22 protein-coding genes and 1 pseudogene are annotated in these 21,727 nt (G+C 68.0%); 7 read left to right on the plus strand and 16 right to left on the minus strand.

All coding sequences use genetic code 11. The annotated features are described in order from the left end of the window. Nucleotides 1-38 precede the first annotated feature (38 nt). The 6 genes from rfaE2 to AC3A3W_RS14140 are packed head-to-tail and all read right to left on the minus strand — an operon-like array spanning nucleotide 39 to nucleotide 6,162. Complete coding sequence (rfaE2, locus tag AC3A3W_RS14115; protein WP_487443660.1) at nucleotides 39-1,481, minus strand: D-glycero-beta-D-manno-heptose 1-phosphate adenylyltransferase; 1,443 nt, start codon at nucleotides 1,479-1,481, stop codon at nucleotides 39-41. After that, nucleotides 1,478-2,203 carry a D-sedoheptulose-7-phosphate isomerase gene (locus AC3A3W_RS14120; RefSeq protein ID WP_487443661.1) on the minus strand — a complete coding sequence of 242 codons (726 nt, stop codon included), beginning with the start codon at nucleotides 2,201-2,203 and terminating at the stop codon, nucleotides 1,478-1,480. The genes rfaE2 and AC3A3W_RS14120 overlap by 4 nt, the downstream gene beginning before the upstream one ends. Then, a complete protein-coding gene (locus AC3A3W_RS14125; RefSeq protein ID WP_487443662.1) occupies nucleotides 2,200-3,447 on the minus strand; it encodes a glycosyltransferase in 1,248 nt (415 codons plus the stop codon). Before AC3A3W_RS14125 ends, AC3A3W_RS14120 begins: the two co-directional genes overlap by 4 nt. Next, a complete protein-coding gene (locus AC3A3W_RS14130; protein WP_487443663.1) occupies nucleotides 3,444-4,544 on the minus strand; it encodes a glycosyltransferase family 4 protein in 1,101 nt (366 codons plus the stop codon). The genes AC3A3W_RS14125 and AC3A3W_RS14130 overlap by 4 nt, the downstream gene beginning before the upstream one ends. Continuing rightward, on the minus strand, nucleotides 4,541-5,617 hold the full coding sequence (locus tag AC3A3W_RS14135; protein ID WP_487443664.1) for a glycosyltransferase family 9 protein: 1,077 nt from the start codon (nucleotides 5,615-5,617) through the stop codon (nucleotides 4,541-4,543). Before AC3A3W_RS14135 ends, AC3A3W_RS14130 begins: the two co-directional genes overlap by 4 nt. Continuing rightward, nucleotides 5,614-6,162 carry a D-glycero-alpha-D-manno-heptose-1,7-bisphosphate 7-phosphatase gene (locus AC3A3W_RS14140; RefSeq protein WP_487443665.1) on the minus strand — a complete coding sequence of 183 codons (549 nt, stop codon included), beginning with the start codon at nucleotides 6,160-6,162 and terminating at the stop codon, nucleotides 5,614-5,616. The genes AC3A3W_RS14135 and AC3A3W_RS14140 overlap by 4 nt, the downstream gene beginning before the upstream one ends. 114 nt (nucleotides 6,163-6,276) lie before the next feature. Between AC3A3W_RS14140 and AC3A3W_RS14145 the strand changes: the two genes are divergently transcribed. After that, nucleotides 6,277-7,221, plus strand: a complete 945-nt coding sequence (locus AC3A3W_RS14145; RefSeq protein ID WP_487443666.1) for a glycosyltransferase family 9 protein — start codon at nucleotides 6,277-6,279, stop codon at nucleotides 7,219-7,221. On the opposite strand, the gene AC3A3W_RS14150 is transcribed toward AC3A3W_RS14145, so the two are convergent. Next, nucleotides 7,116-8,030, minus strand: a complete 915-nt coding sequence (locus AC3A3W_RS14150; protein WP_487443667.1) for a sigma-70 family RNA polymerase sigma factor — start codon at nucleotides 8,028-8,030, stop codon at nucleotides 7,116-7,118. The two genes, AC3A3W_RS14145 and AC3A3W_RS14150, sit on opposite strands and share 106 nt — an antisense overlap. A gap of 193 nt (nucleotides 8,031-8,223) precedes the next feature. On the opposite strand from AC3A3W_RS14150, the gene AC3A3W_RS14155 reads away from it, so the two are divergent. Next, a complete protein-coding gene (locus AC3A3W_RS14155) occupies nucleotides 8,224-9,270 on the plus strand; it encodes an NAD-dependent epimerase/dehydratase family protein (protein ID WP_487443668.1) in 1,047 nt (348 codons plus the stop codon). A 57-nt stretch (nucleotides 9,271-9,327) separates the two neighbouring features. On the opposite strand, the gene AC3A3W_RS14160 is transcribed toward AC3A3W_RS14155, so the two are convergent. Further along, nucleotides 9,328-9,861 (minus strand): hypothetical protein, encoded by a 534-nt coding sequence (locus AC3A3W_RS14160; RefSeq protein ID WP_487443669.1) that lies wholly within the window; start codon nucleotides 9,859-9,861, stop codon nucleotides 9,328-9,330. A gap of 191 nt (nucleotides 9,862-10,052) precedes the next feature. On the opposite strand from AC3A3W_RS14160, the gene AC3A3W_RS14165 reads away from it, so the two are divergent. Together AC3A3W_RS14165 and AC3A3W_RS14170 are read left to right on the plus strand one after the other, a co-directional pair. Beyond that, nucleotides 10,053-10,931: a hypothetical protein gene (locus AC3A3W_RS14165; protein WP_487443670.1), complete on the plus strand. Its 879-nt coding sequence runs from the start codon at nucleotides 10,053-10,055 to the stop codon at nucleotides 10,929-10,931. Between the two features lie 147 nt (nucleotides 10,932-11,078). Then, complete coding sequence (locus tag AC3A3W_RS14170) at nucleotides 11,079-12,173, plus strand: YihY/virulence factor BrkB family protein (protein WP_487443671.1); 1,095 nt, start codon at nucleotides 11,079-11,081, stop codon at nucleotides 12,171-12,173. A 28-nt stretch (nucleotides 12,174-12,201) separates the two neighbouring features. On the opposite strand, the gene AC3A3W_RS14175 is transcribed toward AC3A3W_RS14170, so the two are convergent. From AC3A3W_RS14175 to lepB, 5 genes and pseudogenes are all read right to left on the minus strand, one after another. Next, on the minus strand, nucleotides 12,202-12,957 hold the full coding sequence (locus AC3A3W_RS14175) for a glycosyltransferase family 2 protein (RefSeq protein WP_487443672.1): 756 nt from the start codon (nucleotides 12,955-12,957) through the stop codon (nucleotides 12,202-12,204). Further along, nucleotides 12,947-14,317 carry a PIG-L family deacetylase gene (locus AC3A3W_RS14180; RefSeq protein ID WP_487443673.1) on the minus strand — a complete coding sequence of 457 codons (1,371 nt, stop codon included), beginning with the start codon at nucleotides 14,315-14,317 and terminating at the stop codon, nucleotides 12,947-12,949. Before AC3A3W_RS14180 ends, AC3A3W_RS14175 begins: the two co-directional genes overlap by 11 nt. Then, nucleotides 14,311-15,456: a hypothetical protein gene (locus AC3A3W_RS14185; RefSeq protein WP_487443674.1), complete on the minus strand. Its 1,146-nt coding sequence runs from the start codon at nucleotides 15,454-15,456 to the stop codon at nucleotides 14,311-14,313. The genes AC3A3W_RS14180 and AC3A3W_RS14185 overlap by 7 nt, the downstream gene beginning before the upstream one ends. Before the next feature lie 19 nt (nucleotides 15,457-15,475). Next, a pseudogene (locus AC3A3W_RS14190) lies at nucleotides 15,476-15,631 on the minus strand (DNA starvation/stationary phase protection protein); the annotation flags it as partial. Between the two features lie 110 nt (nucleotides 15,632-15,741). Continuing rightward, on the minus strand, nucleotides 15,742-16,185 hold the full coding sequence (gene lepB, locus AC3A3W_RS14195; protein ID WP_487443724.1) for a signal peptidase I: 444 nt from the start codon (nucleotides 16,183-16,185) through the stop codon (nucleotides 15,742-15,744). Between the two features lie 621 nt (nucleotides 16,186-16,806). Here lepB and AC3A3W_RS14200 point away from each other — a divergent pair. Further along, complete coding sequence (locus AC3A3W_RS14200) at nucleotides 16,807-18,969, plus strand: FG-GAP-like repeat-containing protein (protein WP_487443675.1); 2,163 nt, start codon at nucleotides 16,807-16,809, stop codon at nucleotides 18,967-18,969. A gap of 100 nt (nucleotides 18,970-19,069) precedes the next feature. On the opposite strand, the gene AC3A3W_RS14205 is transcribed toward AC3A3W_RS14200, so the two are convergent. Continuing rightward, nucleotides 19,070-19,747 carry an O-methyltransferase gene (locus tag AC3A3W_RS14205; protein ID WP_487443676.1) on the minus strand — a complete coding sequence of 226 codons (678 nt, stop codon included), beginning with the start codon at nucleotides 19,745-19,747 and terminating at the stop codon, nucleotides 19,070-19,072. Nucleotides 19,748-19,790: 43 nt separating this feature from the next. Next, a complete protein-coding gene (locus AC3A3W_RS14210; RefSeq protein ID WP_487443677.1) occupies nucleotides 19,791-20,117 on the minus strand; it encodes a thiamine-binding protein in 327 nt (108 codons plus the stop codon). A gap of 110 nt (nucleotides 20,118-20,227) precedes the next feature. Here AC3A3W_RS14210 and AC3A3W_RS14215 point away from each other — a divergent pair, with 110 nt between their 5' ends. Together AC3A3W_RS14215 and AC3A3W_RS14220 are read left to right on the plus strand one after the other, a co-directional pair. After that, on the plus strand, nucleotides 20,228-20,848 hold the full coding sequence (locus AC3A3W_RS14215; RefSeq protein ID WP_487443678.1) for a TetR/AcrR family transcriptional regulator: 621 nt from the start codon (nucleotides 20,228-20,230) through the stop codon (nucleotides 20,846-20,848). Between the two features lie 258 nt (nucleotides 20,849-21,106). Beyond that, the gene (locus AC3A3W_RS14220) at nucleotides 21,107-21,331 is read left to right on the plus strand and encodes a hypothetical protein (protein WP_487443679.1); all 225 of its coding nucleotides are present in this window, start codon (nucleotides 21,107-21,109) and stop codon (nucleotides 21,329-21,331) included. 62 nt (nucleotides 21,332-21,393) lie between these two features. On the opposite strand, the gene AC3A3W_RS14225 is transcribed toward AC3A3W_RS14220, so the two are convergent. Beyond that, entirely contained in the window at nucleotides 21,394-21,711 is a 318-nt protein-coding gene (locus AC3A3W_RS14225; RefSeq protein ID WP_487443680.1) for a hypothetical protein, read from the minus strand. Between the last annotated feature and the right edge of the window lie 16 nt (nucleotides 21,712-21,727).

Here is a 21,727-nt window from a genome sequence, read left to right on the forward strand (position 1 = left end):
CGTGAGCCGGGCGGCACGGCCCGTCTTCGAAGGGCGCTTCAGCTGACCTTCGCGAGGGCGTCCGCCAGGATTGAGGTGGACCGGGCCGGGTGGAAAGGCACCGTCACGCACCGCCCGCCCCAGCTTTCGATAAGGCTCGCTTCGGGCAGCTTGGATGCCCGGTAGTCGCCGCCCTTGACCCAGATGTCCGGGCGCAGCTCATGCAGGCAGGCCTCCGGGGTGTCCTCGTCGAAGACCATCACTGCGTCCACGCACTCGAGGGCCAGGAGAAGCTCGGCCCGGTCCTGCTGGCTGACGATGGGGCGCTCTTCGCCCTTGATCCGGTGCACGGACTCGTCCGAGTTCAGGCACACGATCAGGCAGTCACCGAGCTTCCGGGCCGCCGACAGCGTCCGCGCGTGGCCGGCATGGAGCAGATCGAAGCATCCGCCGGTGGCCACCACGGTTCCGCCGTTCGCCCGGACCCTCCGGGCCAGGGCAGCCGCGTCCCTGTCTTGGCCCAGGCCGCCGTCCCAGACGCTGTGGCGCCAGACGGTGTCGTCCCCTCCGGGGTTGCCCCCTACGGGGTTGTCCCTTACAGGGTTGCCCCCTAAAAGGCGGGGGCGGTCCGGCAAGGAGGCCACTCCGCCGGCGCCGAGGAAGTCCGCCGCCTCGTGGATGGCGAGTTCCACTGCGTCTTGAAGGCCGCGGCCTTGGGCCAGGTGCACCGCCAGGCCGGCAGCGAGCCTGTCCCCGGCACCGCACGGATCGCTGACGGCCGTCGGGGGTGCCGGGATGGTCCGTGGCAGGCGGTCCCGTCCCAGCAGCAGCCCGCCCCGCTCCCCCAGGGTCACCAGCACGGCCTTGGCCTGCCACCGGTCGAGCAGCATGGTGCCCGCCGCCGCGATTTCCGCCGGGGTCTCCGCCGCCATGCCCGCGGCCTTGGTGGCTTCGGCGAGGTTTGGTGTGGCCACTGCAATGCCGGGCACCGGAACGGCGCCAGCGGGGTGCGGGTCCCAGACGATCGGAACGTCGTCTGCCAAGGCTGCGAGGAGGGACCTAATGTCCGGATTGGCTGCCAGGCCGCGGCCATAGTCGGCAACGACAATAGCCTCTGACTGCTCAATGGCTTTCAGCATGCCGGCCGTCGCTTCGGGAACTTCCGGCCGGCCGCAGTCCTCGTCAAAACGGACCACGGGGTGGCGTCCGGCCCGGACACGCGTCTTCACCGGGGTGCGCGCCCCAGAGGGTCCGGCCACAACCCGCACGCCGGTGAGCGCCTCCTCCAGTTCCAGGGACGCGTCGTCGTCCGAAACCACGGTCACCAGGGTGACCCGGTGCCCGTCCCGGGCAAGCATCCGTGCCACCAATCCGGCGCCGCCCGCCCGCCGTCGCACTTCAGCGATGTCCACCACCGGGACCGGGGCGTCTGGGCACAGCCGTGTGGCGTCGCCGTCAAGATCCACATCCAACAGCACGTCACCCACCACCGTGATCCTCATCCGCGATCAGCCTCCTGCCCTTGCGCGGTCCTGTCCTTGCGGGCGATCTCGGCCTCGAAGGACCGGCAGATGGCGTGCAGCGCAATGAGGTGCCCCTCCTGCGCGTTGGCTGCTATGGCGTCGATGGCCACGGCGTCGTCGCAACAGGAGGCCAGCGGATTCGGACCGGGTCCGGTGAGTGCCCAGGTGGTCACGTTGAGCCGGGCGGCGGCCTCGGCGGCGCGTAGCAGATTGGGGCTCTTTCCGCTGGTGGAAAGCAGCAGGAGGATGTCGCCGGAGCGCCCGTGCGCGCGTACCTGGCGGGCGAACAGCTCCGCGTAGCCATAGTCGTTGGCGATGGCCGTCACCGCCGAACTCTCTGCGTGCAGCGAGATCGCGGAGAAAGGCACCCGCTCGCCGTCGAACCTGCCCACCAGTTCGGCGGTCAGGTGCTGGGCCTCGGCTGCCGAGCCGCCGTTCCCGGCTGCCAGCAGCCGCTGGCCGCCGAGCAGCCGCCGGGCCAGCTCCGCGCCCCAGGCCGCCAGCCGGTCTGCCTGGCTCTCCAGCGACCGCAGGGCGGGGAGGACATTTTCCAGGTGGATGCGCACTGCCTCGCGGGACGCCGCGGTGACGGGGATGTCCGGACCGTGACGGCCCGCCAGGCGCCCGAGCGCCGCCGGGCCGGCATCCAGCGGGTGCAGGGGCGGAAGCTCAGCTTCCTGCAATGACCATTCGGTAGTCACAGCGCCGCTCCTTCCATCGGTTCCAGGCTCGTGGCTTCGGCGGTTCCCGCAACGGCCAGCTGGTACGCCTTTTCCGTTTCCGCCGCGACCCGGTTCCAGGAGAAGCGGGCCTTCGCGCGCCGTTCACCGGCCCGTCCAAGCTTCGCGCGGAGTGCGGGGCTGGCCAGCAGCATTGCCACGGCCTCGGCAATGGCGGCAGGATCCTTGGGCGGCACATGCAGGCCTGTTCCGTGGTCCACCACGCTGTCCGTGAGTCCGCCCACCGCCGCCGCGACCACCGGGATGCCGCAGGCCATGGCCTCCAGCGGAACGATGCCAAACGGCTCGTACCAGGGCGTGCAGGCCACGACGTCGGCGCTCCGGAAAATGGCCGGCATCGCTTCCCGGGGCACCTGGCCGCGGAGCTCCACCTGGTCCGCCACTCCCAGATCGTGCGCAAGGCCGAGCAGCCGTTGCGCCTCGGGATCCTGGCCTCGTGCTCCGCCGCCCACAATGAGGAGCTCGACGTCGGCGAAGCCCGCCGCTTTCAAGTACGGGAGGGAACGGATCACCAGATCCACCCCTTTCCGAGGGACCAGCCTGCCGACGGAAAGGATGCGGTGCGGGCCGGACCGGGCGTCGGCCGGGCCCTCGCTGGTGAACAGGTCCAGGTCCACACCGCACGGCGCGATGGATACCTTGGCTGTGTCAATCCCCATGGCCTTCAGTTCGAAAACCTCGTCGGAGCAGGTGGCAATAATGCGGTCCGCGGAGCGTCCCACTGACGGTTCGAGGAACCGGCGTTCGGGCGGGCTGGTATCGTCGGCGCCCTGGTGCCGGCGTTTGACCGTCCCGAGGGCGTGGAACGTCTGCACCACGGGAACCCTGAATCCTTCGGGTTCGCTGCGTGCTGCATTCAGCGCGGCGATGCCGGACATCCAAAAGTGGCCGTGGACGATGTCCGGTGGAGTGCGTCCCCAGTCCTGGACCACACCGTCTGCGAGCGCCTCCATGAAGGGCAGCAGCTCATCCTTGGGCACATGGGTGGCCGGACCGGCGTCGACATGCACCACCTCAAGCCTCGGCTGCACCCGCACCTTTGCGGGCACGTCGGGCGAATCGCGCCTCGTGTACACCGTCACCCGGTGGCCGCGCCGGGCCAAGGCTGTGGACAGCGCGGCGACGTGCACGTTTTGGCCGCCGGCGTCCACACCGCCAAGAGCTGCCAAAGGGCTGGCGTGTTCCGAAATCATTGAGATCTTCAATGGATGTTCCCTTCTCGCGCCGGGATGAGGGGCCCGGTTCCGGATCCCGTAAAAGTGCCTTTCCTGTCCGGGGTTTCATTCCCCGGCGGGGCGCCGTTCCCCTGCAAGGCGGTGCTCCCCTGCGGACGGCCTCGCCGGGGATGGAGGTCGGCCAGAACCGTGTCCCAGTCAGCGAGGAAGCGGTCGAGGCCGTAGCGCTCGAGGGCCGCTTCCCTGGCTGCCTTGCCCCGGCGCCTGGCCTCTTCGGGGTCGCTCAGGAGCCGTTCGGCACACCGGAGCAGCTCCCGGACGTTGGTTGAGATCGCACCTGCTTCGGCAGGCACTGCCCGCGCCGCTTCGGTGGTGGCCAGCGCGAGGACGGGCATGCCCAGGTGCATGGCTTCCAGCAGCGCGAGCCCCAGCGATGTCCACCGCAGCGGGTGGAGGTACACACGGCAGCGGGCCAGTTCGCGGTGGAGGTCCGCTGTCTTGAGGTCTCCGCGGATTGTCAGCCTGGACGGCGGGATCCCGGTGCCGGCGTGCAGACCGTCGCCGCCCATGCCGAAAACCTGAAGGGGGGCGGCCTCTGCGAAGCGGGACAGCAGGTCCGTTCCCGTCACGCGCCCCCGGCGGACGGGCTCGTTCACCACCACACCCAGCTCCGGCATCTCCCCTGTGTAGAGGTAGCCGGGGTCGGCGATCCCATGTTCGATGACGGTGGTCGTCGCCCTGCCGCAGTCCCAGAAGAGTTCGTTGAAATGGGTTACATGCACCACCGGAATCTCCTGCTGGTCCGCGAGCGGATGCCGGGTGAAGGGGACATCGCCCTTGGGGGTGTTGTGTTCCACGTACACGGCGGGCAGGTCGACGCCGGGACGCCGCCCCAGCAGGCGGGCCACTTCGGCGGCTTCTTCGGGACGCTGCAGGACGACGGCGTCAACGCCGGCCGCGTCGAGCGTCCCGGGGGGCACCTCGCGGACCGACGCCGGCCAGTTCCGGCCGGCGCGGCCCAAGCCCCACGGACCGCCGTCGGGCAGCACCGGCAGGAGGTACTCGTGCCGGCCGCGGACGAACGCGTCCGTCCACGACCCGTGCACATGCCAGAGGAGAATTCTCATCGCCTACGCACCTTTCTCCGCGTGTTGAGGGAGGAAACCCCGCTTATCAGCCGCTCAACGGCGTCCACCACCTGCTCCGGCGATACCGAGCCCAGGCAGGGATGCCCCGGAACCGGGCAAATCCGGGCGCGGCTGAGCCGGCACGGCGCGTTCTGGTCGCCCAGCAGTTCCAGCGGAACGCCGTACGGTGCCCACCGGACCGCCGGCACCACCGGTGAAAACAGGCTGACCACCGGTGTCCCGACGGCGGCCGCCAGGTGGGCCGGCCCCGTGTTGCCGGTGACCACCGCCTCCGCGCGTGCCAGCACCCCGGCGAGGCTCTGCAGGTCCGTCAGCCCGCCAAGGTCAATACCTGACGGCCCGGCCACGGTTGCCGTGAGTTCCGTTTCCCCGGGTCCGCCTGTCACCACGACGCGATGGCCCGCGCCTTCGAGCAGTTCCACGGCGGCGGCATGGTGCAGCGGAGGCCATGCCCGGGCCGGGACGGACGCGCCGGGATGCACCACCACGTACGGCTCCTCCCCTACCAGGTTCCGGACATCCGGCGGGTCCTTGACCATCAGCTTTCCGTCGTCGCCTTCCCTGAGCCGAAAACCGGCCGCACGGGCGATCCCCAGCGCCCGGACTGCCTCCGGCTGGTCCTCGGGGAAATCCTCGCCCGGCCGCAACCTGACGTCCAGGAGCGAGCCGGCATAATCAGTCGACGCGCCGGTGATGCGTTCCACGCCCGCCAGCCGCAAGAGCAGCGCGAGGGGAAGCGGGGACTGGTGGTACGACGTGAGGATGACCGCCTCGGTGATCCGGGAGTTGCGGACGAAACCCACGAGGCTGTCCACGCGCTGCCCGGTCACGGGAGGGGCGGGGTTGGTGATCCATGGGCTGTCCCAGGCGAAAACGTCCGACACCTCGGGCAACAGCCGCGCCGCGGGCTCCCCCTGCGGTCCGCAGAGCACGACGACGTCGTTGGGACTGCCGCCGTCGGCCCGCCTGCCGTGGGCCACCGCCCTGGCGGCGGGGCCAGCCAACAGCACGTCACCCACGCTGTCCAGCCGTGCCACCAGCACCCTGCTCATGCCGGCCCCCGCAGCAGCATCGCGACGGCCTGCTCGAGGTCAGCCGCGACCTCACCCGCCGCAGCAACCTCCTCAGTCCTGGTCAGGGGCGTCGGCACCAGTACTCCCCTGGCTCCGGCCGCCCGGGCTGCCTCGATGTCACTGCCGATGTCCCCGATGAACGCCGCCTCTGACGGATCGATGCCCAGGCGGGCACACGCGCTGTGGATCATGCCCGGGGCCGGCTTGCGGCAGCCGCAGAGGTCATCAGCGGAGTGTGGGCAGACCTCCCATACGTCAAAGGGCCCCAGCAGTTCCTCCACCCGTGCGTTGACGCCGGCAACCGCCTCCGCGGTCAGGATTCCGCGGGCGATCCCCGACTGGTTGCTGAGGACCCCCGTCGCCAGGCCAAGGCTGCGCAACCCGTCCAGGGCCCTGCGCGCGCCCGGAAAGGGCCGGACCATGCGCGGATCCCCGTTGTAGGGCACATCCACCACCAGGGTGCCGTCCCGGTCGAACAGCACAGCCTTGAGCATGGAAGCGTGCGGAAATTCGTTGCCTGCCATACCCCCTTCCGTTCCCCTCAAGACAGGAGCTAAACAGCCAGCCACCCACTTCTTCCGGCTAGACTCCTCGTCAGGCGGCCTGCCGGGGCAGCCTTCAGCAGAGGAGGCCAGACAGTGGAAACACCGGATGCCGACGGCGGACAGCCGATCCTGCTGGTCCTGCGGGCGCTGAAACTGGGCGATCTGCTCGTCGCCGTGCCGGCACTCCATGCGCTGCGGCGCGCCTACCCGGAACACCGCCTCCTCTACGCGGCACAGGACTGGCTCGCGGAGGCACTCGTTTTGGTGGACGGGTTCGAGCTGCTCCCCACCCACGGCCTGGACGTTCCGATTCCCATCGGGGCCGGACGGGTGGACGTTGCGGTGAACCTCCATGGCAGCGGGCCGGAAAGCGACCGCCGCCTGGCTGAAATCAGGCCTGGCACCATCTTGGGCCACCGCACGGCCCACAGGCCCGGCCCATCGTGGGTGGAGGACATCCATGAACGTGAGCGGTGGACGCGCCTGCTGCGATGGCATGGCATCGAAGCTGACGCCGCCGATTACCGGCTGCGCCGGCCAGCGGTTGCCAGCCCATGCCCGGCCGCCACGGTGCTGCACGTCGGCGCAGCCTACGGCAGCCGCCTGTGGCCCGCCGAAAGGTTCGCCGCTGTGGCCCGCCAGCTGGCAGCCGACGGGCACACGATAGTCTTCACGGGCAGCGCAGCCGAACGTCCCCGGGCCTTGGAGGTTGCACGGCTGGCCGGGCTCGCGGAGAGCCACGTCTTGGCCGGCGCGTTGCGGCTAGCCGAGTTCGTGGCGGCCATCGCCGGGGCCAGGCTGGTGGTCTCGGCCGACACGGGTGCGGCGCATCTTGCCTCAGCCTATTCGCGCCCCTCCGTGGTGCTGTTCGGCCCGGCTCCGGTGGAGGTGTGGGGGCCGCCGCCGGGACCGCACGTGGTGCTCACGGACGGTCAGGCACGGCGCGGCGACATCTTCGCTGCCGCGCCGGACCCTGCCCTCCTGGCTGTCTCGGTGGAGGATGTTCTGGCAGCCGTCCGGGGACTCTCGCTGGACTGATCCTCTTCAGCCAGCAACCGGTGCTGCAGGCAGACAAGAATGCGCGACAGTCGGCGGGACACCTGCATCTGGGAGATGCCGAACCGCTGCCCCAGTTCCGATTGTGTCTCTTCCCGAAAGTAGCGCCGGTAGAGCAGTTCCCGGTCATCGGCATCCAGCTCCTGGATCGCCTCATTCAGGCATACCAGTTCTTCCAGGCGTTCAATGGGGGCATCAGGGGAAACCAGTGCCTCGGCCATCGGCGGCCCGCCCCATGGGTCTGCGTTGTCGAGGGAATCGGGATGCATGCTGCTCCCTGCCGCCATGGCTTCCCTGATGTCGTCAACCGACACCCCCATGTCAGCTGCCAGTTCCTGGTCAGTGGGGACGCGCCCGAGGGATTGCGTCAGGTCCGGTGCCATGCGCAACATCTGGGTCCGGACCTCCTGCACCCGGCGCGGCGGCCGGACCGCCCAGCAGCGGTCCCTGAGGAAACGCTTCAACTCGCCGCTGATCGTGGGGGCGGCATAGGCGGGAAAGCTCTCGCCCTTGTTCTCATCGAATCCCTTGGCGGCCTTGACCAGCCCTAGGTAGGCAACCTGGACCAGGTCCGCCCGGTCCCGTCCCCGTGTGGCAAAGCGCGCGGCAAGAGACTCCGCCAGGTCGAGGTAGCTCAGGACGAGTTGATTCTGGAAGGCGTCGTGCAGGCGGCCGGCCTGTTGGGCAGGGCGCTTGGCACGGTGCGGGTCAGGCCCATGGCAGGCGCCTTCAAGTACGGGGTAACCATTCCGGGCGTGGTCCACGGTGGCATGGGGAGGATTCTCTGGCATTGTCGGGGATTCCTTCGACCTGGATCACAAGAAAGCCTGCGGCAAGACTCAACGCTAGGAAATCATAAGCCTGCTTATTACACAATGCCTCCCACGCGATAGGCTCGGGAAAGCATCAGGCGTACGGCGGTAAACCGATACCCCGGCAAATGCGCCGCCGGACAGGATCCAGCGCGTCCACGGAGGATATGACATGCGAATCGCCATCACAGGAGCGAGTGGAAATGCGGGCACCGCCCTGCTGCGCAGGTTGCAGCAGGATCCCGACGGCGGACCGGACGTGGTGGGCGTCAGCCGCCGGATGCCGGACACGTCGCGGGCCCCCTACGCCGGTGTGGAGTGGCACACGGCGGACGTGGGCCTGGACAGCGATCAGGGCGCCATCCGCGCAGCGTTCGCCGGGGTTGATGCGGTGGTGCACCTGGCCTGGCAGGTGCAGCCCAACCGCGACCTTGCAGCGCTGCACCGAACCAACGTCACGGGCACGGCCAACGTGCTGGCCGCAGCAAAGGAAGCGGGAGTCGGGCACCTGGTGTGCGCCTCGTCAGTCGGCGCCTACAGCAGGGCGGACAAGAATCGCCGGGTGGATGAAGGCTGGCCCGCCAGAGGCATGGCCGGCTCCCACTACAGCCGGCACAAAGCCGAGCAGGAGGCGCTCCTGGACCGGTTCGCCTGGGACAATCCTTCCGTCACGGTGGCCAGGCTGCGGCCGGGGCTGATCTTCCAGCGCGATGCCGGAAGTGAGATCGGACGGTACTTCCTGGGCATGGTCCATCCCCGGCTGGTGCCGCGCCGCCCGGCCCTGCCCATCCTGCCCATTCCGAACGAGCTCGTCTTCCAGGCGGTGCACGCGGACGACGTCGCTGACGCCTACTGGCGAGTCATTCAGCGCAGGGCCGGCGGGGCCTTCAACGTCGCGGCCGAGCCGGTGGTCACCCCGCAGAACCTGGCCCGCCTCTTCCATGCGCGGCGGGTGCTGCCCATTCCCGTGCGGCTCCTACACGCCCTCGTGGATGCGACATGGCGCCTCCGGCTGCAGGAGACAGATTCAGGCTGGGTCGAGATGGCCGCCGGCGCGCCCATCATGGACACGGCACGCGCCCGCAGGGAGCTCGGCTGGGAGCCCAGGACGTCATCACTCGATGCCATCCGGGAAGTAATCGAGGGCATGGGGGCAGGCGCCGGCCTCGCGCCGTCCCCGCCGTTGAGGCCCCGGCGCTCGCTGTGGGGGCGGCCCTAAGCGGGCAGTGCCCCGTCACAATGGGCCCTGCCAAAAAATGGGGCCACCTGCCTGCCGTTACTCCCGCGGGCTGTCCTTTCGCGCATCCGTCGGGCCAGGCCCGGCGGCAGGCCGGGTCTCGGATTCCGCGCGGGTATCCGCCCCCGTGTCGGCGCGGGTGTTGCGCGGGGCGTCAGCCCTCTGGTCCGGGTCCATCCTCTGGTCAGGGTCCATAGCCGCCCCCTGACGCCTGCCGCCCTCATCATCGACGTCCGGGTCCAGCGCGTTCGCCTTCGTCATATGCTTCTCCGAATCACTGCGAAGGCCCTGCGCCTCGGACTGGCGCTGCTCGGCTTCCTGCTTCAGCCTCGCAGCCTCGACCTGAGCCTTCTCGGCGTCCGACTTCGCACGCAGCGCCCGGGCCTCATTCTCCCGGGCCTCCAGTTCCGCATTCTCCGCCTCTCTGCGGATTTCCGCAGCGTGCTGGCGGTTGGTTTCATCCCGCTTCCGCCTAAACGCCTCCTTGCGCTTACGGCTCGTCATGAGGAGCACGACGATCAGTGCCACGACGACAATTCCGACAACGATCCAAACCCAGGCGGCTGTATCCACCGTGGATCCACCTCTCTCCATATCCATCGCGGGCCGGCCGATGTATGGAAGGCCAGATGCAGCCCCATACCCGGCCGATTGAACTAACGGCAATCGGGGTACTTACTATCTAATAGTAATCATGCTTACTATTTTACAGCGAGCAATGCCGATTGTGATCAGCAGCCCACCTTCATTGAAAGAGAGCGATGATGACACAGAACCAATGGCCGCAGGACGGGAGCCAGCCTGAAGCCTCGGCCCCGCAGCACTCGGCTCCCCACCACGCTCGTCCCTTGCACAGCGCAGCGGATTCGACTTTGCACAGCGCAGCGGATTCGGCCGGCGCCGTGGCCCACACGGCACGGAGCGAGGCAGCCAACGTTGCGGCCGAAGCAAAAACAAGCGCGCAGAGCTTGCTCGGCGAGGTGAGGTCCGAGCTGGCCGGCCAGGCCGTGAGCCAGCAGCGGAGGGCAGCTTCGGGCATCCGGTCGTTCTCGGACCAGCTGACCACGATGGCTATGGCCCCAGGCCAGTCCGGCGTTGCCTCCGACCTCGTGCGGCAGGCCGCTGAACGGTCAGCGGCCGCGGCGGCCTGGCTGGACGGGAAGGATCCCGGTTCACTGCTGGACGAAGCCACGTCATACGCCAGGCGGCATCCTGGTACGTTCCTTCTGCTGGCAGCCGGTGCCGGTGTCCTGGCCGGCAGGCTCACGCGCGGCCTCAGCGCCGGAGCACCTGCTTCATCGGGCACCCGCGGTCGCTTCGTTCCCGCGGCCGGCGGGGCGGTGCCACCGCCCCAGGTGGATCTTCCGGGGTCGGAAGCCGCTTCCGGACGCTACGTTCCCCCGGCGGACGCGTCGGTGCCGCCGCCGGTCGACCTTCCCGGCCCCGATGCCGCCACGGCCGGGCTCGGTGGAGCCGTCTCCGCCGCGGGGCCCCGCCCCGCCAATCCTTTGGACTCCCCCCAGCTGGCCGAAGACAGGCAGTCCCGAACACACCTTGCGAACGATCCGCTGGCAGGAAAAGAGCTCGCGGACGACCCCATGGGCAGTGACCCGCTCACGCGCGACCGGTCGAATCCCGGTTAGGCCCCCGCTGGGCGGTTCGCCGCAGAACGCTGAAGCGAAGAACGACACCAACCCCCGCCCACCCCTATTGAACTGCAGGACTGATCTGCAGCCAGTTCCGCCGCGACGCGGACCTTGCCGCCTGCACGTGCCCGAAAGGATGGTCCCATGGCCACGAAAGAAGCCCCGGAATCCAGTACAGCGAAGGCGTCCACAGCGCCCGCCCCGGACGACGAACGCAAGCCTGACAGCCCCACGGAGGTCACCAAGCCTTCGTGGAAGTACATCGCCAGGAAGACGCTGCGCGAGTTTACGAAAGACCAGTGCCCCGACGTCGCCGCAGGCCTCACCTACTATGCAGTCCTCTCGCTTTTCCCGGCGCTGCTCGCCCTGGTTTCGCTTCTGGGAATCTTTGGTGACGCAGAGAAGACGACGGCGGCGCTTCTGGACATCGCCAAAGGCATAGCGCCGGGTTCCACCATTGACACAATCCGCGAGCCGATCCAGGAACTGACCGCCTCGCCGGCGGCCGGCTTCACCCTTGTCATCGGCCTCGCAACTGCCCTCTGGTCCGCCTCCGGTTACGTGAACGCGTTCGGCCGGGGCATGAACCGGATCTACGAAATCGACGAAGGCCGCGGCTTCGTCAAGCTCCGCGGCACCATGCTCGGTGTGACACTGCTTTCCGTGGTGATCGTCGCGCTGCTCGCCGCCATGCTGGTGGTCAGCGGCCCGGTCGCAGAAGCCGTAGGCGGGGTCCTCGGACTCGGCGGGGTGTTCCTGACCATATGGAACGTCGCAAAATGGCCGGTCATCATCCTGCTGGTCATAGTGGTCATCGCGATCCTGTACTACGCCACCCCCAACGTCAAACAGCCGAAGATCCGCTGGATGAGCATTGGCTCCCTCATTGCACTGCTGGCCTTCGTCCTGGCCTCGCTGGGCTTCGCTTTCTACGTGGCCAACTTCAGCAACTACAACAAGACCTACGGGGCAATCGGCGGCGTAATCGTCATGCTTCTGTGGCTGTGGATCCTGAACATGTCCTTGCTTTTTGGCGCGGAGTTCGACGCTGAAATGGAGCGCGGCCGGCAACTCCAAGCTGGCATTGAGGCGGAAGAGACCATCCAACTGCCGCCCCGTGACACGAAGAAGAGCGACAAACTGCAGGAGAAGGAGGAAGAAGACATCCGGCACGGACGCGAACTCCGCGAACAGCACAGCGGCAAGCAGAACGGGCAGGACCGCGCCGATACCGAGTGAGATTCACGTCCCGCTGCAGGGGCCGCCGCTACCCGCTTCTCAGTGCCGCGGCGGCCTCCACGCCGATGGTCCGGAGATAAGCGCCGAACCCCCGGGGAGCGCGGGCCGCCGTTCGTCCCGAGGTGACAACGCGGATGGTATCCGTTGCCACTACGGCGAAGCCCCGGCGCCGGAGCCGCTCCGCCAGGATTCTGTCCTCGGCGGAGCGAATCTCCGGAAACCCTCCTGCGTGCAGGTAGGCCGAGGCCCGAACGCCAAGATTGGCACCATAAACGTGAGGGTGGTCTTCCCCGAACGGGTGCCTGGCGCGCCAGCGGCGGAGAACTTCGGGGTCCATGCCGCCCGGGTCAGGTTCCACCGACCCCAGCACCACGTCCCAGCCGGCGTCTGCGAACTCGAGTTGGCGCCACAGCCAGGTATCCGGGACGCACGAGTCTGCGTCGGTGCTGGCCAACCACGTCTTCTCCAGGGAGGACTGACGGCCCAGCAGGGCTGCGGCCACACCGGCCGCCCTGCTGGCGCCTGCATTACGGAACCGCCGGGATAACACCGTGATCCGGCGGTCCAGGCCGGCAAAAGCCGAGACGACCTCTGCCGAACGGTCGGTGCAATGGTCCAGCACGACGGTGATACCGACGTCGGTGCCGGGCCGCCGCCTCTCCAGCGCGGCGGCCGCTGCCTGGATGGCGCAGAGTGCCCGCTCCAGATGCCGCTCCTCATCGTGTGCCGGCATGACCACGTCCACACGGCCGATTCGCGCCAGGCCGCCCGGCTCAGGCGCCATGCACAGGCTCCGGCGCGGTGAACGTCTCCAGCACAAAGTCCCGTTCCGTATACAGCGCCGCCGTGGGCCATCGCAGCCCGGTCCTGGCCAGCGCGTGGACTGTGTCGCCGTCGAGCTCCCAGCCGGAAACGGGGTGCCGCCAGTGGCAAAGCAACAGCGTTCCGCCCGGCGCCAGCGCTGCGGCGATGTGGTCGAACAGCTCCGCAAGCTCGGGCGGTGCCAGGTAATAGCCAACTTCCGAGACAACGATCAGGTCAAAGCGGCCGTCCGGCCACTGCCGCGGAACCGTCAGCTGCCGTGCCTCGGCACCGGCGTGGGGAGCCAGCCGCCGCGCAGCCTCCAGCAAGGCAACGCCGCTGGCGTCCACGGCGAGGAACCGGCCGCACCGCTGCGCCAGCTCTGCGCTCAAGGTTCCGATCGAGCAGCCGACTTCCAGTCCGGCGTCGTACTGTGGCTCCGGCAGCGCAGCGAGGGTCAGCGCGCGCTTGCGCCGCTCATACCAGCTGTCCTCATACCCCCAAGGGTCGGCAGCCTTGCTGTGCACGGCATCAAAGATGCCCTCAGCGTCGCGGGCGCTCCGGGTTCCGGAGACCGGGTGCTGCCACGCAAAGACCTCGAAGGGACGCTCAAAATGGGCCCGGAACCGGTCCGTGAGGAGCGCCTCATCGCCAGGGTGTCCCGACAGCGCCCGCACCTGGGAGGTGTGGGCCAGCATGGCGGCACGCTTGGCCCGCTGCTCCTGCCCGGTGAGCGAAAGCCGTACCCAGTCCCGCCAGGCATCCTCCTCCGGCGTCGCCCAAAGCCAGTACCAGACGGGGTATTCCAGCAGACCGTGGCCACCGGCGTCCGCGATATCCGCAGCCACCGTTCCCAGAATCTCGTGGTCGGGGTGCCCGTCCTCCCGGTAGGGGGCAACGAGCACGAGCCGATCCGGAGGCCCGTGGTGTCGGTCCACAGCCAGCCTCAGACCGTTGGTGACAGATGTGCGATGTTCTGCCAGCCTGCCGTCGGGAAGGTCGAGGAACTGCCAGCGCCCCGCCAGGCCAAGCACGGACATCGCAGCGCCGAACTCAGCCAGCCGGACGGTCGCAAGCTGCTCGGGCGTTGTGGTGGGAGAGTCCGGGTGGGACGCTTCCCCTGCCGAACACAGCAGGACTTCCACGGCGGCGCCTGCTCCGGAGAGCCTCGCCAGGAGGCCGCCCCCGCCGAGCGATTCATCATCCGGATGGGCCGCGAGAAGGATGAACGCCATACCGGCCAGTTCGTCCGGACCCAGGGGCAGTTCGCCAATGCCGGCGAGCGCGCTGCCGGCCCAGGCCGCTTCATCCGTGCCGGCGTCCGCGTGGGAGAAGGTCACCACGGGTGTTCGCCGTTAAGGGTCAGGGCTCCGAGCTGGGCGTCGTCGCGCATCGCATGGTGCTGGCGTACGTAGAGTGACAGGTCCGCCATGCATTTTCCGTACCGGTCGTCGAAGGCCAGCGGTCCCGGCCCCAGATTCTGGCTCACCAGGAGCTGGACGCGTTCGACGGCGGCGGCAACGGTCCCGCGGACCCGGAGCGCCTCGCTCCACGCGCCGGCGGCCGGCCCGGCTCCCTCTGCTGCCTGTGCTTGTTCTGCTTGTGCTTGCGCCGGAGGTGCCCCGACGCTCCCCGGCCGCCCGCCGTCGATCAGTTCAGCCGCGCGGGCGAGGTACTGGGAGGTGGAGGTGAGGATCCTGTCCACCTCGCCCAGGCCGGCGAGGGCCACCTGATCGGGCTCCCGCTGGGATTGGGCGCCCCGAATCAGCGCGGCCTTGAAGTAGCGCCCGAGGGCAACGGCACCGCCCAACCAGCACGCCGCCACCCCCATGCCGCCCCAGGCGAATCCCGGGCGCTGAAAGTACCAGCCGTCATCGCCGAGCGGCACCGCCGCCACGCGGTCGAAATGCACGGTGCCGCTGGGGATTTCCCGCAGGCCCCGGCTCGTCCACTCGGGGTCCGTGCAGGTCACGCCTGCATCCCTCAGGTCAACGGCAAAGGCGGCTCTGCCTCCCGTTGCGGTGTGCGCGGTGACCACTGCATGGTCCACGAACTGGGCCAGCGAGCACCATGGCTTGGACCCGGTGAGTTGCACTCCCCCGGGCTGGTTACCGGGCTGGTCTGCAGGTTGCGCAGCCAGGCGCGTGCCGGGCGCCTCGGCAGCGAAGACGCCCCACGTTCCGGTGAAGGAGTCCGCCTTTCCGGCCTGCGACAGTATGGCACCGGCGTCGAGGTGAGGTTCAAGGATGCGTCCCGCGGCCACATCAATGGAGGCGACGGACGCCAGCAGTTCCCACAGCCGTGCGGTGCTCCCGCCACCCGGCGTCGGCGCGGATTTGCCGGCCTCGTTGGCTGCAGCGAGCAGCGCCGGGACGTCCTCCACAGCGGCGGCCACCGACTCCAGCGTCGGATCAAGCTCCGCGAGCTGTTCCGGCGTGGAGCTGATGCGGACCGCCTGCCAGCGGCGATGCGGCGGGTTCACGGGCTCAGTCTTCCGCGGGTGAAGTCACAGAGGCGGACGAGCTTCGGCCGTCCGGCAGGCCGTGGAAGTTGGTGCCCACCAGGTTCCAGTGCGCATGCTTCCCCTGCAGATGGAGTCCGATCAGATCCGTGAGAACCATTTGAAGGTTGGCGGCCAGGGTCTGGGACGCTTTCATTGCTTCCTCCGCTGCTGTTGACAGGCTCCGGCCGCGTACGGCCGGCCACGCTGATTCCCAGCATACTTATCTTCCGCGGTGCACGCCGTGATGTGCCTGCGCTCAGTCCGCTATGCCCCGGATGGCCATGCCACGGTGGCCTGCACCTGATCCAGCGGAACACTGCCGTAGGCCCGGGAGTCGACGGAGCCCGACCGGTTGTCGCCGAGCACAAAGACGTGGCCGGCAGGGACCATGACGGGACCGAAGTAGGTGCCGTCGATGCGGCTGTGGTCGATGCCGGGCTCAGGCTGCGGTGTCCCGTCCACAACGAGGACGGAGTCTTCAATGGCAACCGACTGGCCCTGGAAAGCGATGGCGCGCTTAAGTGTCGGGCGCCCGTCCTCGGGACTGCTGAACACCACCAGGTCCCCGGCCCTGAGCCCTCCCAGGAGCGGGCCGGGCTTGAACAGCAGGACGGCGCTTCCCCGGGGCACCGCCGGTTCCATGCTTTCGGAGCTGACCGTCATTGGCTCAAGAACCCACAGGCGGGTGGCGAGAAGGCCTGCCGCCAGGACTGCCGCCGTCGCGGTTTTCCTGCTCCGAACGTGCCGGAGGAACGTCCAAGCGGACCTTTCAGGCCGGGCCGCTGCGTGGCGTGCTAGCCGTCCCATGGGGGAAGTGCCTTTTGTGACAGTGCCGCCTGCAATGCCGCTGGGAGTAGGTGTCGTCGGGAAACGGACATGGCTGTGTCTCCTTTCGAGGGGACTGGCACGAGCATGATCGGCCGTTCTTGGAAAAAGCTGGGGTTGCGCGGCACAAGCACGGGCAGCCCCGGCGCCACCCCCATTTGGGCCCCCTCAAATCGATGGCTAAATTCGCGGGCGACGGCTGGCCCGCACTTGCCGCGGAAGGTCAACCCGAGGATTGCCAGCACCTGGACAGACACGAGGACCGCCTGACGCGCTGCCATATCCCCGTAGCGCCGGGCCCGGCGACCCGCTGATTGGCGCACATTTCCGGTCATTCAGGCATGAAATGGCAGTTCAAGCCGGGAAAACAGGGATACCAGCGTCTCCCGTCCGAGATTAATCCAAGGTCTGTTCGCCACTGTGGCGGTGGCAGGGAATCCGCTTCCTGGCCTGGCCTTGAAGGTACTGGGGGCCACTAATCGAGTGTCCATTTGAGGAGTCACCATGTTTTCCAAGTCTGTAGACCGGCCCAAGATGCCAGACGGAGCGCGCAGCGCACGTCGGGCACACCGCCAGCCGATGACGACAACCGCCCGCCGTCTCGCCGCCGTCGTCTCCGGCGCCCTGCTGGCCGCTTCGCTGGCACCGCTCGCCGCCGTCCCGGGCAGCGCCGCAACTGCCGGCATGGGTCCCGTGGACCAGACAAACGGTTTTCCCACCTGGTATTCGGACGGCACCGTCAAGCTGCAGCTCTGCTACGAAGCAGGGAAGGGCTGCCTGTCGGAGCCGCCCGACCCGGAGGCGCCCGTTTCCTACCCCGACAACTTCCCTGATGAAGCGTTCTGGTTCGCGGCGGCTGCCGACGTCGGCACCGGCTCCTACGAAGCCGCTCTCGAAGCAGCGCACGCCAACGAAGCAGTAATCGACGGCGACCAGATGGGTTTCGGCCGGCTGCGGTTCCGGTTTACCGACTTGGTGATTGGCGCTGAATACACCATCACCCACCCGTACGGCGTCCACACCTTCGAGGCCGTCGACGACGGCACCGGCGTAGGAGAAATCAACCAGACCCTGGACGAGGGCTGCGCACCGACCGCCACAACCGCCTGCGATTGGGCAGGAGTCGGCGCCGCCTTCCTGGGAGCGTACACCACCGGTTCCACAGCTACCTTCCTCCAGCAGGTCGGCGCAGAGGCCGGCACCATCGGCAGTATCGACACCGCCCGGCCGGTCACGGGAGCCCCGTCTGGCAACAACTTCGTCCAGGTGGACGGACCGGACGCCGGCGGTCCCGGCGTCGACACGGTGACGGCCAACCTGTTCACGGTGCAGGGCCTGATCGCCGAGGGCACTGAGGCTGGTCCCTCCACACCGGACCTGGCCGCCACCAGCGACAGCGGCCGCTCGTCGGCCGACAACGTCACCAACGTGACCACGCCGACGCTGACCGGCACGCTGCCGGCAGGCACCACCGGACCGGTGGAGGTAAGTGTCAACGGCGGCCCCGCGCAGGCGGCCACAGTGACTGGTTCCACGTACTCAATTGCGCTGGCACCGCTGGCCCAGGGCTCCCACAGCGTACAGGCCCGTGCCGGCGCCGAGAGCTCCGGGACGCTCAGGTTCACGGTGGACACCACGGCGCCGGCGGTCTCCGTCACGGCACCGTTCCCGTCCACGCCCAGCCTGGACAACACGCCCAGCCTGACCTTCAGCAGCCCTGATGCTCAGGCACGGTACGAATGCCGGCTGCTGCCCACCAACGGCGATTGGGATCCAACCTGCTCGTCGCCCAAGACCTGGGATGCGCAGACCAACGGCTTCTACACCTTCAGCGTCCGCGCCACTGATGTGGCCGGAAACATCGGCGTCGTTGCCAACCGGAACGTCCGCATCGGTACCGGCACCGGCGTCACCAGCGTCTCGCAGGACTTCAACGGAGACGGACGCGCCGACATGGTGGCCCGCGACTCCAGCGGAGTGCTGTGGACGTACATGGGCAACGGCTCCGGCAGCTTCCCCACCCGGGTCAGGGTCGGTTCCGGCTGGAACACCATGAATTCCATCAGCGCCACCGGTGACCTCACCGGGGACGGCCGGGCTGACATCGTGGCCCGCGACTCCAGCGGTGTCCTCTGGACCTACCGCGGCAACGGCTCCGGCACCTTCCCGACGCGTATTCGGGTCGGCGCAGGCTGGAACACCATGAAGACCATCAGCGCGGCCAGCGACATCACCGGCGACGGACGGAATGACCTGCTTGCCATCGACTCCAGCGGCATCCTGTGGAGCTACAGCGGCAACAACTCCGGCACCTTCCCGTCCCGCGTCAGGGCCGGCGCAGGCTGGGGCACCATGGCCATCAGTGCCGCCGGTGACCTCAACCGCGACGGCAACGCCGACCTGGTGGCACGGGATTCCAGTGGAGTTCTGTGGTCCTACATGGGCAACGCTGCCGGCGCCTTCCCCACCCGGGTCAGGGCCGGCGCAGGCTGGAACATCATGAACGCCATCAGCGGCGCCGCGGACCTCAACAGTGACGGACGCGATGACCTCGTGGCCCGCGACACCAGCGGAGTCCTCTGGTCCTACCTGGGCGACGGTGCCGGCACCTTCCCCAACCGGGTCCGGGTGGGCGGCGGCTGGAACGTCATGAACGTCCTCGGCTAACCTCGCAACAAAAGCACCGCCCGCGTACCCAGTACGCGGGCGGTGCTTTTGTCTGTTCCCCAGGGAACCGCCTCCGCGGCAACCTGCAGGGACAGGACTGCTAGCGGACCACGGCCAGCGCGAAGCCGTCCCAGCCCTTGGACCCTACGGTTTGGATGACGGTGGCATCCAAACGGCTGTCCTCCCCCATCAGCTTCAGCGCGTCGATGATCCCTGGCGCATTCACCTCGTCCATGGAGGGATCCAGCACCGCGCCCTCCCACACCACGTTGTCCATCACGATGGTGGTGCCCGGGCGGCCCAGCCGGACCGCCCAGTCCAGGTACCGGGGGTTGTTTTCCTTGTCAGCGTCAATGAAGACGAAATCGAACGGCCCGCCGCCCTCCGCCTCCAGCGCAGCCAGCGTGTCGAGCGCGGCGCCGATCCGGATCTCCACCTTGTGGCCCAGACCGGCCGCGTCCACGTTCGCCCGCGCCACCTCCGCGTGTTTGGCGAGGTATTCACATGTCACCAGCCGGCCGTCGTCGGGAAGCCCCTGCGCCATCCAAATGGTGCTGAATCCCGCGAGGGTGCCAATCTCCAGGACGCGCCGGGCCCCCGAGGCCCCGACGAGCAGCTTCAGCAGCTTTCCGGCGTTCGGCGTGACTTCGATCGGCGGCATCCCTGCGTCGACGGCGGATTGCACCGCGCGCTGCAGCGCACTGTCAGGATGCACGACGACGTCGGACAGGAACTCTTCTACGGCCACCCACTCGGGCCGCGACTTGTGTTCAAGCATGGCCCCAGTGTCCCAGCATCGGAACTGGCGGGCTAGACCCGCCCTACCCCTCGATGGCGCTTTCCAGCCGCTCCACCTTAGCCGTCAGTTCGCCGGAGTAGCCGGGCCGGATATCGGCCTTGATCACGAGGGAAACCCGGCTGCCGTATTTCCCTGCCTCCTCGGTGGCGCGCTTGACCACGGCGAACACCTCGTCCCATTCGCCCTCGATGGTGGTGAACATCGAGTCAGTCTTGTTGGGCAGCCCGGAGTCCCGGACAACCCTCACCGCAGCGGCGACCGCGTCATGCACAGAGCCGTCAGCGTCCCCTTTGGCATAGGTCTCATCGGCAGGAATTCCGGACGGGGCAACTGAAAATGCAAGCAACATAGGTTCAGTCTGGCATGCCGGAAAACGGCGGCGGGACGTGCGCTGCGTCATATTTGGAACTACCAATCGGTAACGAAGTAGCCGGGACGCCGCGTTGCTAACCTTTTACTATGAACCTCGCAGTCGAGCGCAAGCCCCTCCGTGCCGATGCTGCCCGCAATGTGGACAAGATCATTAATGCGGCCCGGGAGTGCTTCCGGGACTACGGACCGGATGTTCCGCTGCAGACCATCGCCACCACAGCCGGAGTGGGTCCCGCGACGCTCTTCCGCAACTTTTCCGACAAGGAAGAGTTGGTTCTGGCAGCACTGAACCGCCAGCTCCGGCTCACCGTTGATCCTGTCATCGACGTCGCACTGGCGGGACAGGATGCCGCCGACGGGTTGTTCCGTGTCATCGATGCCGTCATGGCAGCGGCAAGCGAGAACGCCAACCTGCTCGGCGCCGTTGCCGGACGCCGTGACCTCCTGACCGGCATCACCGGCAGCCTGATCGAATCCGTAGGGATCCTCCTGGGCCGCGGCCAGGGGCAGGGCACGCTCCGCACAGACATCTCGCTGACGGACATGGTCCGTCTCCTCGCCATGCTGATCGGCGTGGTTGACACCATGGAACCGGGTTCCGATGCCTGGCGCCGGCCGGCGGCGCTCGTCGAAGATGCCATTCGCTGGGAACGTCCGGTCCGCCAGCTGCCTCCCCAGGTACCGCTGCCGGGAACGCAGTTCGACTAACTTCGACTAACAAGGGCCTCAACTGTCCGTTCGCGCTAAGCCGCCACCGCGGGTTGAGCGCGAACGTACACTTGTGGCCCCGCCCAGCCCCGCCCACTCGCGGGCCGCTTCGTCCGGCCAGGGTTATTCCCTTGTCGTGGCAGGCACAGTAAGCTGAGCAGACCAGTGGTTAGGCAGCCAGCCTCGGGTAGAAATACTTTGCACGGAGCACATAATGGCATTCTTCACGTGTAATCGAGTCCGGCCGGTTGGGTCAGCATGAACCGCTCACAGCTCGCCCATTTCATGAACCATTCCGGCGATCCGGAAGAAACCCTCTCAGCTGCGTCCACCGAGGAACTGGGCATCATCGTGGACGCGCTGTACCGCAATCTGGACACCCCCAAACCGGTGTTGGGAGCCCAGGACTGGTATGACCTTGCTGTCGAGGAACTGGGCCGGCGGTCGGCGCCGGAATCACCGGACGCCTACGGGGCCGCCTGACGGCGGGGCCTGAGGAGTCACCAACCATCCGGCTTCAAGCGCGGAACGTCAGTCCGTGCCCGCTATGAATCCTCACCCTTGGTATCGGCGGCGTCCCGCGCCTTCTTCGTCTGGGAGCCCTTGTCGCGGATAGCCGACTCGTGGCCCGCCCCCTCCTCCGGATGCTGCTTCGCGTGAGACGCATGCTCCGCCTCATGGGCGTGCTCTTTCGCTTCCATCAGGTGCTGCTGCAGTTTTTCTTCGGCTTCGCGGCGCCGGCGTGACGTGTCGCGGAGTTCCCTCGTGGACTGGGAGCCGCTCACCTCAATGTACGGGGCGCCCGATTTTTCGTGGACATCCCTGTGGGCCCCTGATTCCTCCGGGGTTGATTTGTCATTCACTATGAGTCCGTCCTCT

The organism is Arthrobacter sp. Soil_N43 (assembly GCF_057655195.1).

Bases quoted from the DNA above. Each gene is read 5' to 3' on its own strand.
- AC3A3W_RS14165 (WP_487443670.1), top strand. From the start codon at position 10,053: ATGACACAGAACCAATGGCCGCAGGACGGGAGCCAGCCTGAAGCCTCG.
- AC3A3W_RS14150 (WP_487443667.1), bottom strand. From the start codon at position 8,030: ATGCCAGAGAATCCTCCCCATGCCACCGTGGACCACGCCCGGAATGGT.
- AC3A3W_RS14200 (WP_487443675.1), top strand. From the start codon at position 16,807: ATGTTTTCCAAGTCTGTAGACCGGCCCAAGATGCCAGACGGAGCGCGC.
- AC3A3W_RS14170 (WP_487443671.1), top strand. From the start codon at position 11,079: ATGGCCACGAAAGAAGCCCCGGAATCCAGTACAGCGAAGGCGTCCACA.
- rfaE2 (WP_487443660.1), bottom strand. From the start codon at position 1,481: ATGAGGATCACGGTGGTGGGTGACGTGCTGTTGGATGTGGATCTTGAC.
- AC3A3W_RS14175 (WP_487443672.1), bottom strand. From the start codon at position 12,957: ATGGCGCCTGAGCCGGGCGGCCTGGCGCGAATCGGCCGTGTGGACGTG.
- AC3A3W_RS14205 (WP_487443676.1), bottom strand. From the start codon at position 19,747: ATGCTTGAACACAAGTCGCGGCCCGAGTGGGTGGCCGTAGAAGAGTTC.
- AC3A3W_RS14215 (WP_487443678.1), top strand. From the start codon at position 20,228: ATGAACCTCGCAGTCGAGCGCAAGCCCCTCCGTGCCGATGCTGCCCGC.
- AC3A3W_RS14135 (WP_487443664.1), bottom strand. From the start codon at position 5,617: ATGAGCAGGGTGCTGGTGGCACGGCTGGACAGCGTGGGTGACGTGCTG.
- AC3A3W_RS14140 (WP_487443665.1), bottom strand. From the start codon at position 6,162: ATGGCAGGCAACGAATTTCCGCACGCTTCCATGCTCAAGGCTGTGCTG.
- AC3A3W_RS14210 (WP_487443677.1), bottom strand. From the start codon at position 20,117: ATGTTGCTTGCATTTTCAGTTGCCCCGTCCGGAATTCCTGCCGATGAG.
- AC3A3W_RS14155 (WP_487443668.1), top strand. From the start codon at position 8,224: ATGCGAATCGCCATCACAGGAGCGAGTGGAAATGCGGGCACCGCCCTG.
- AC3A3W_RS14220 (WP_487443679.1), top strand. From the start codon at position 21,107: ATGAACCGCTCACAGCTCGCCCATTTCATGAACCATTCCGGCGATCCG.
- AC3A3W_RS14130 (WP_487443663.1), bottom strand. From the start codon at position 4,544: ATGAGAATTCTCCTCTGGCATGTGCACGGGTCGTGGACGGACGCGTTC.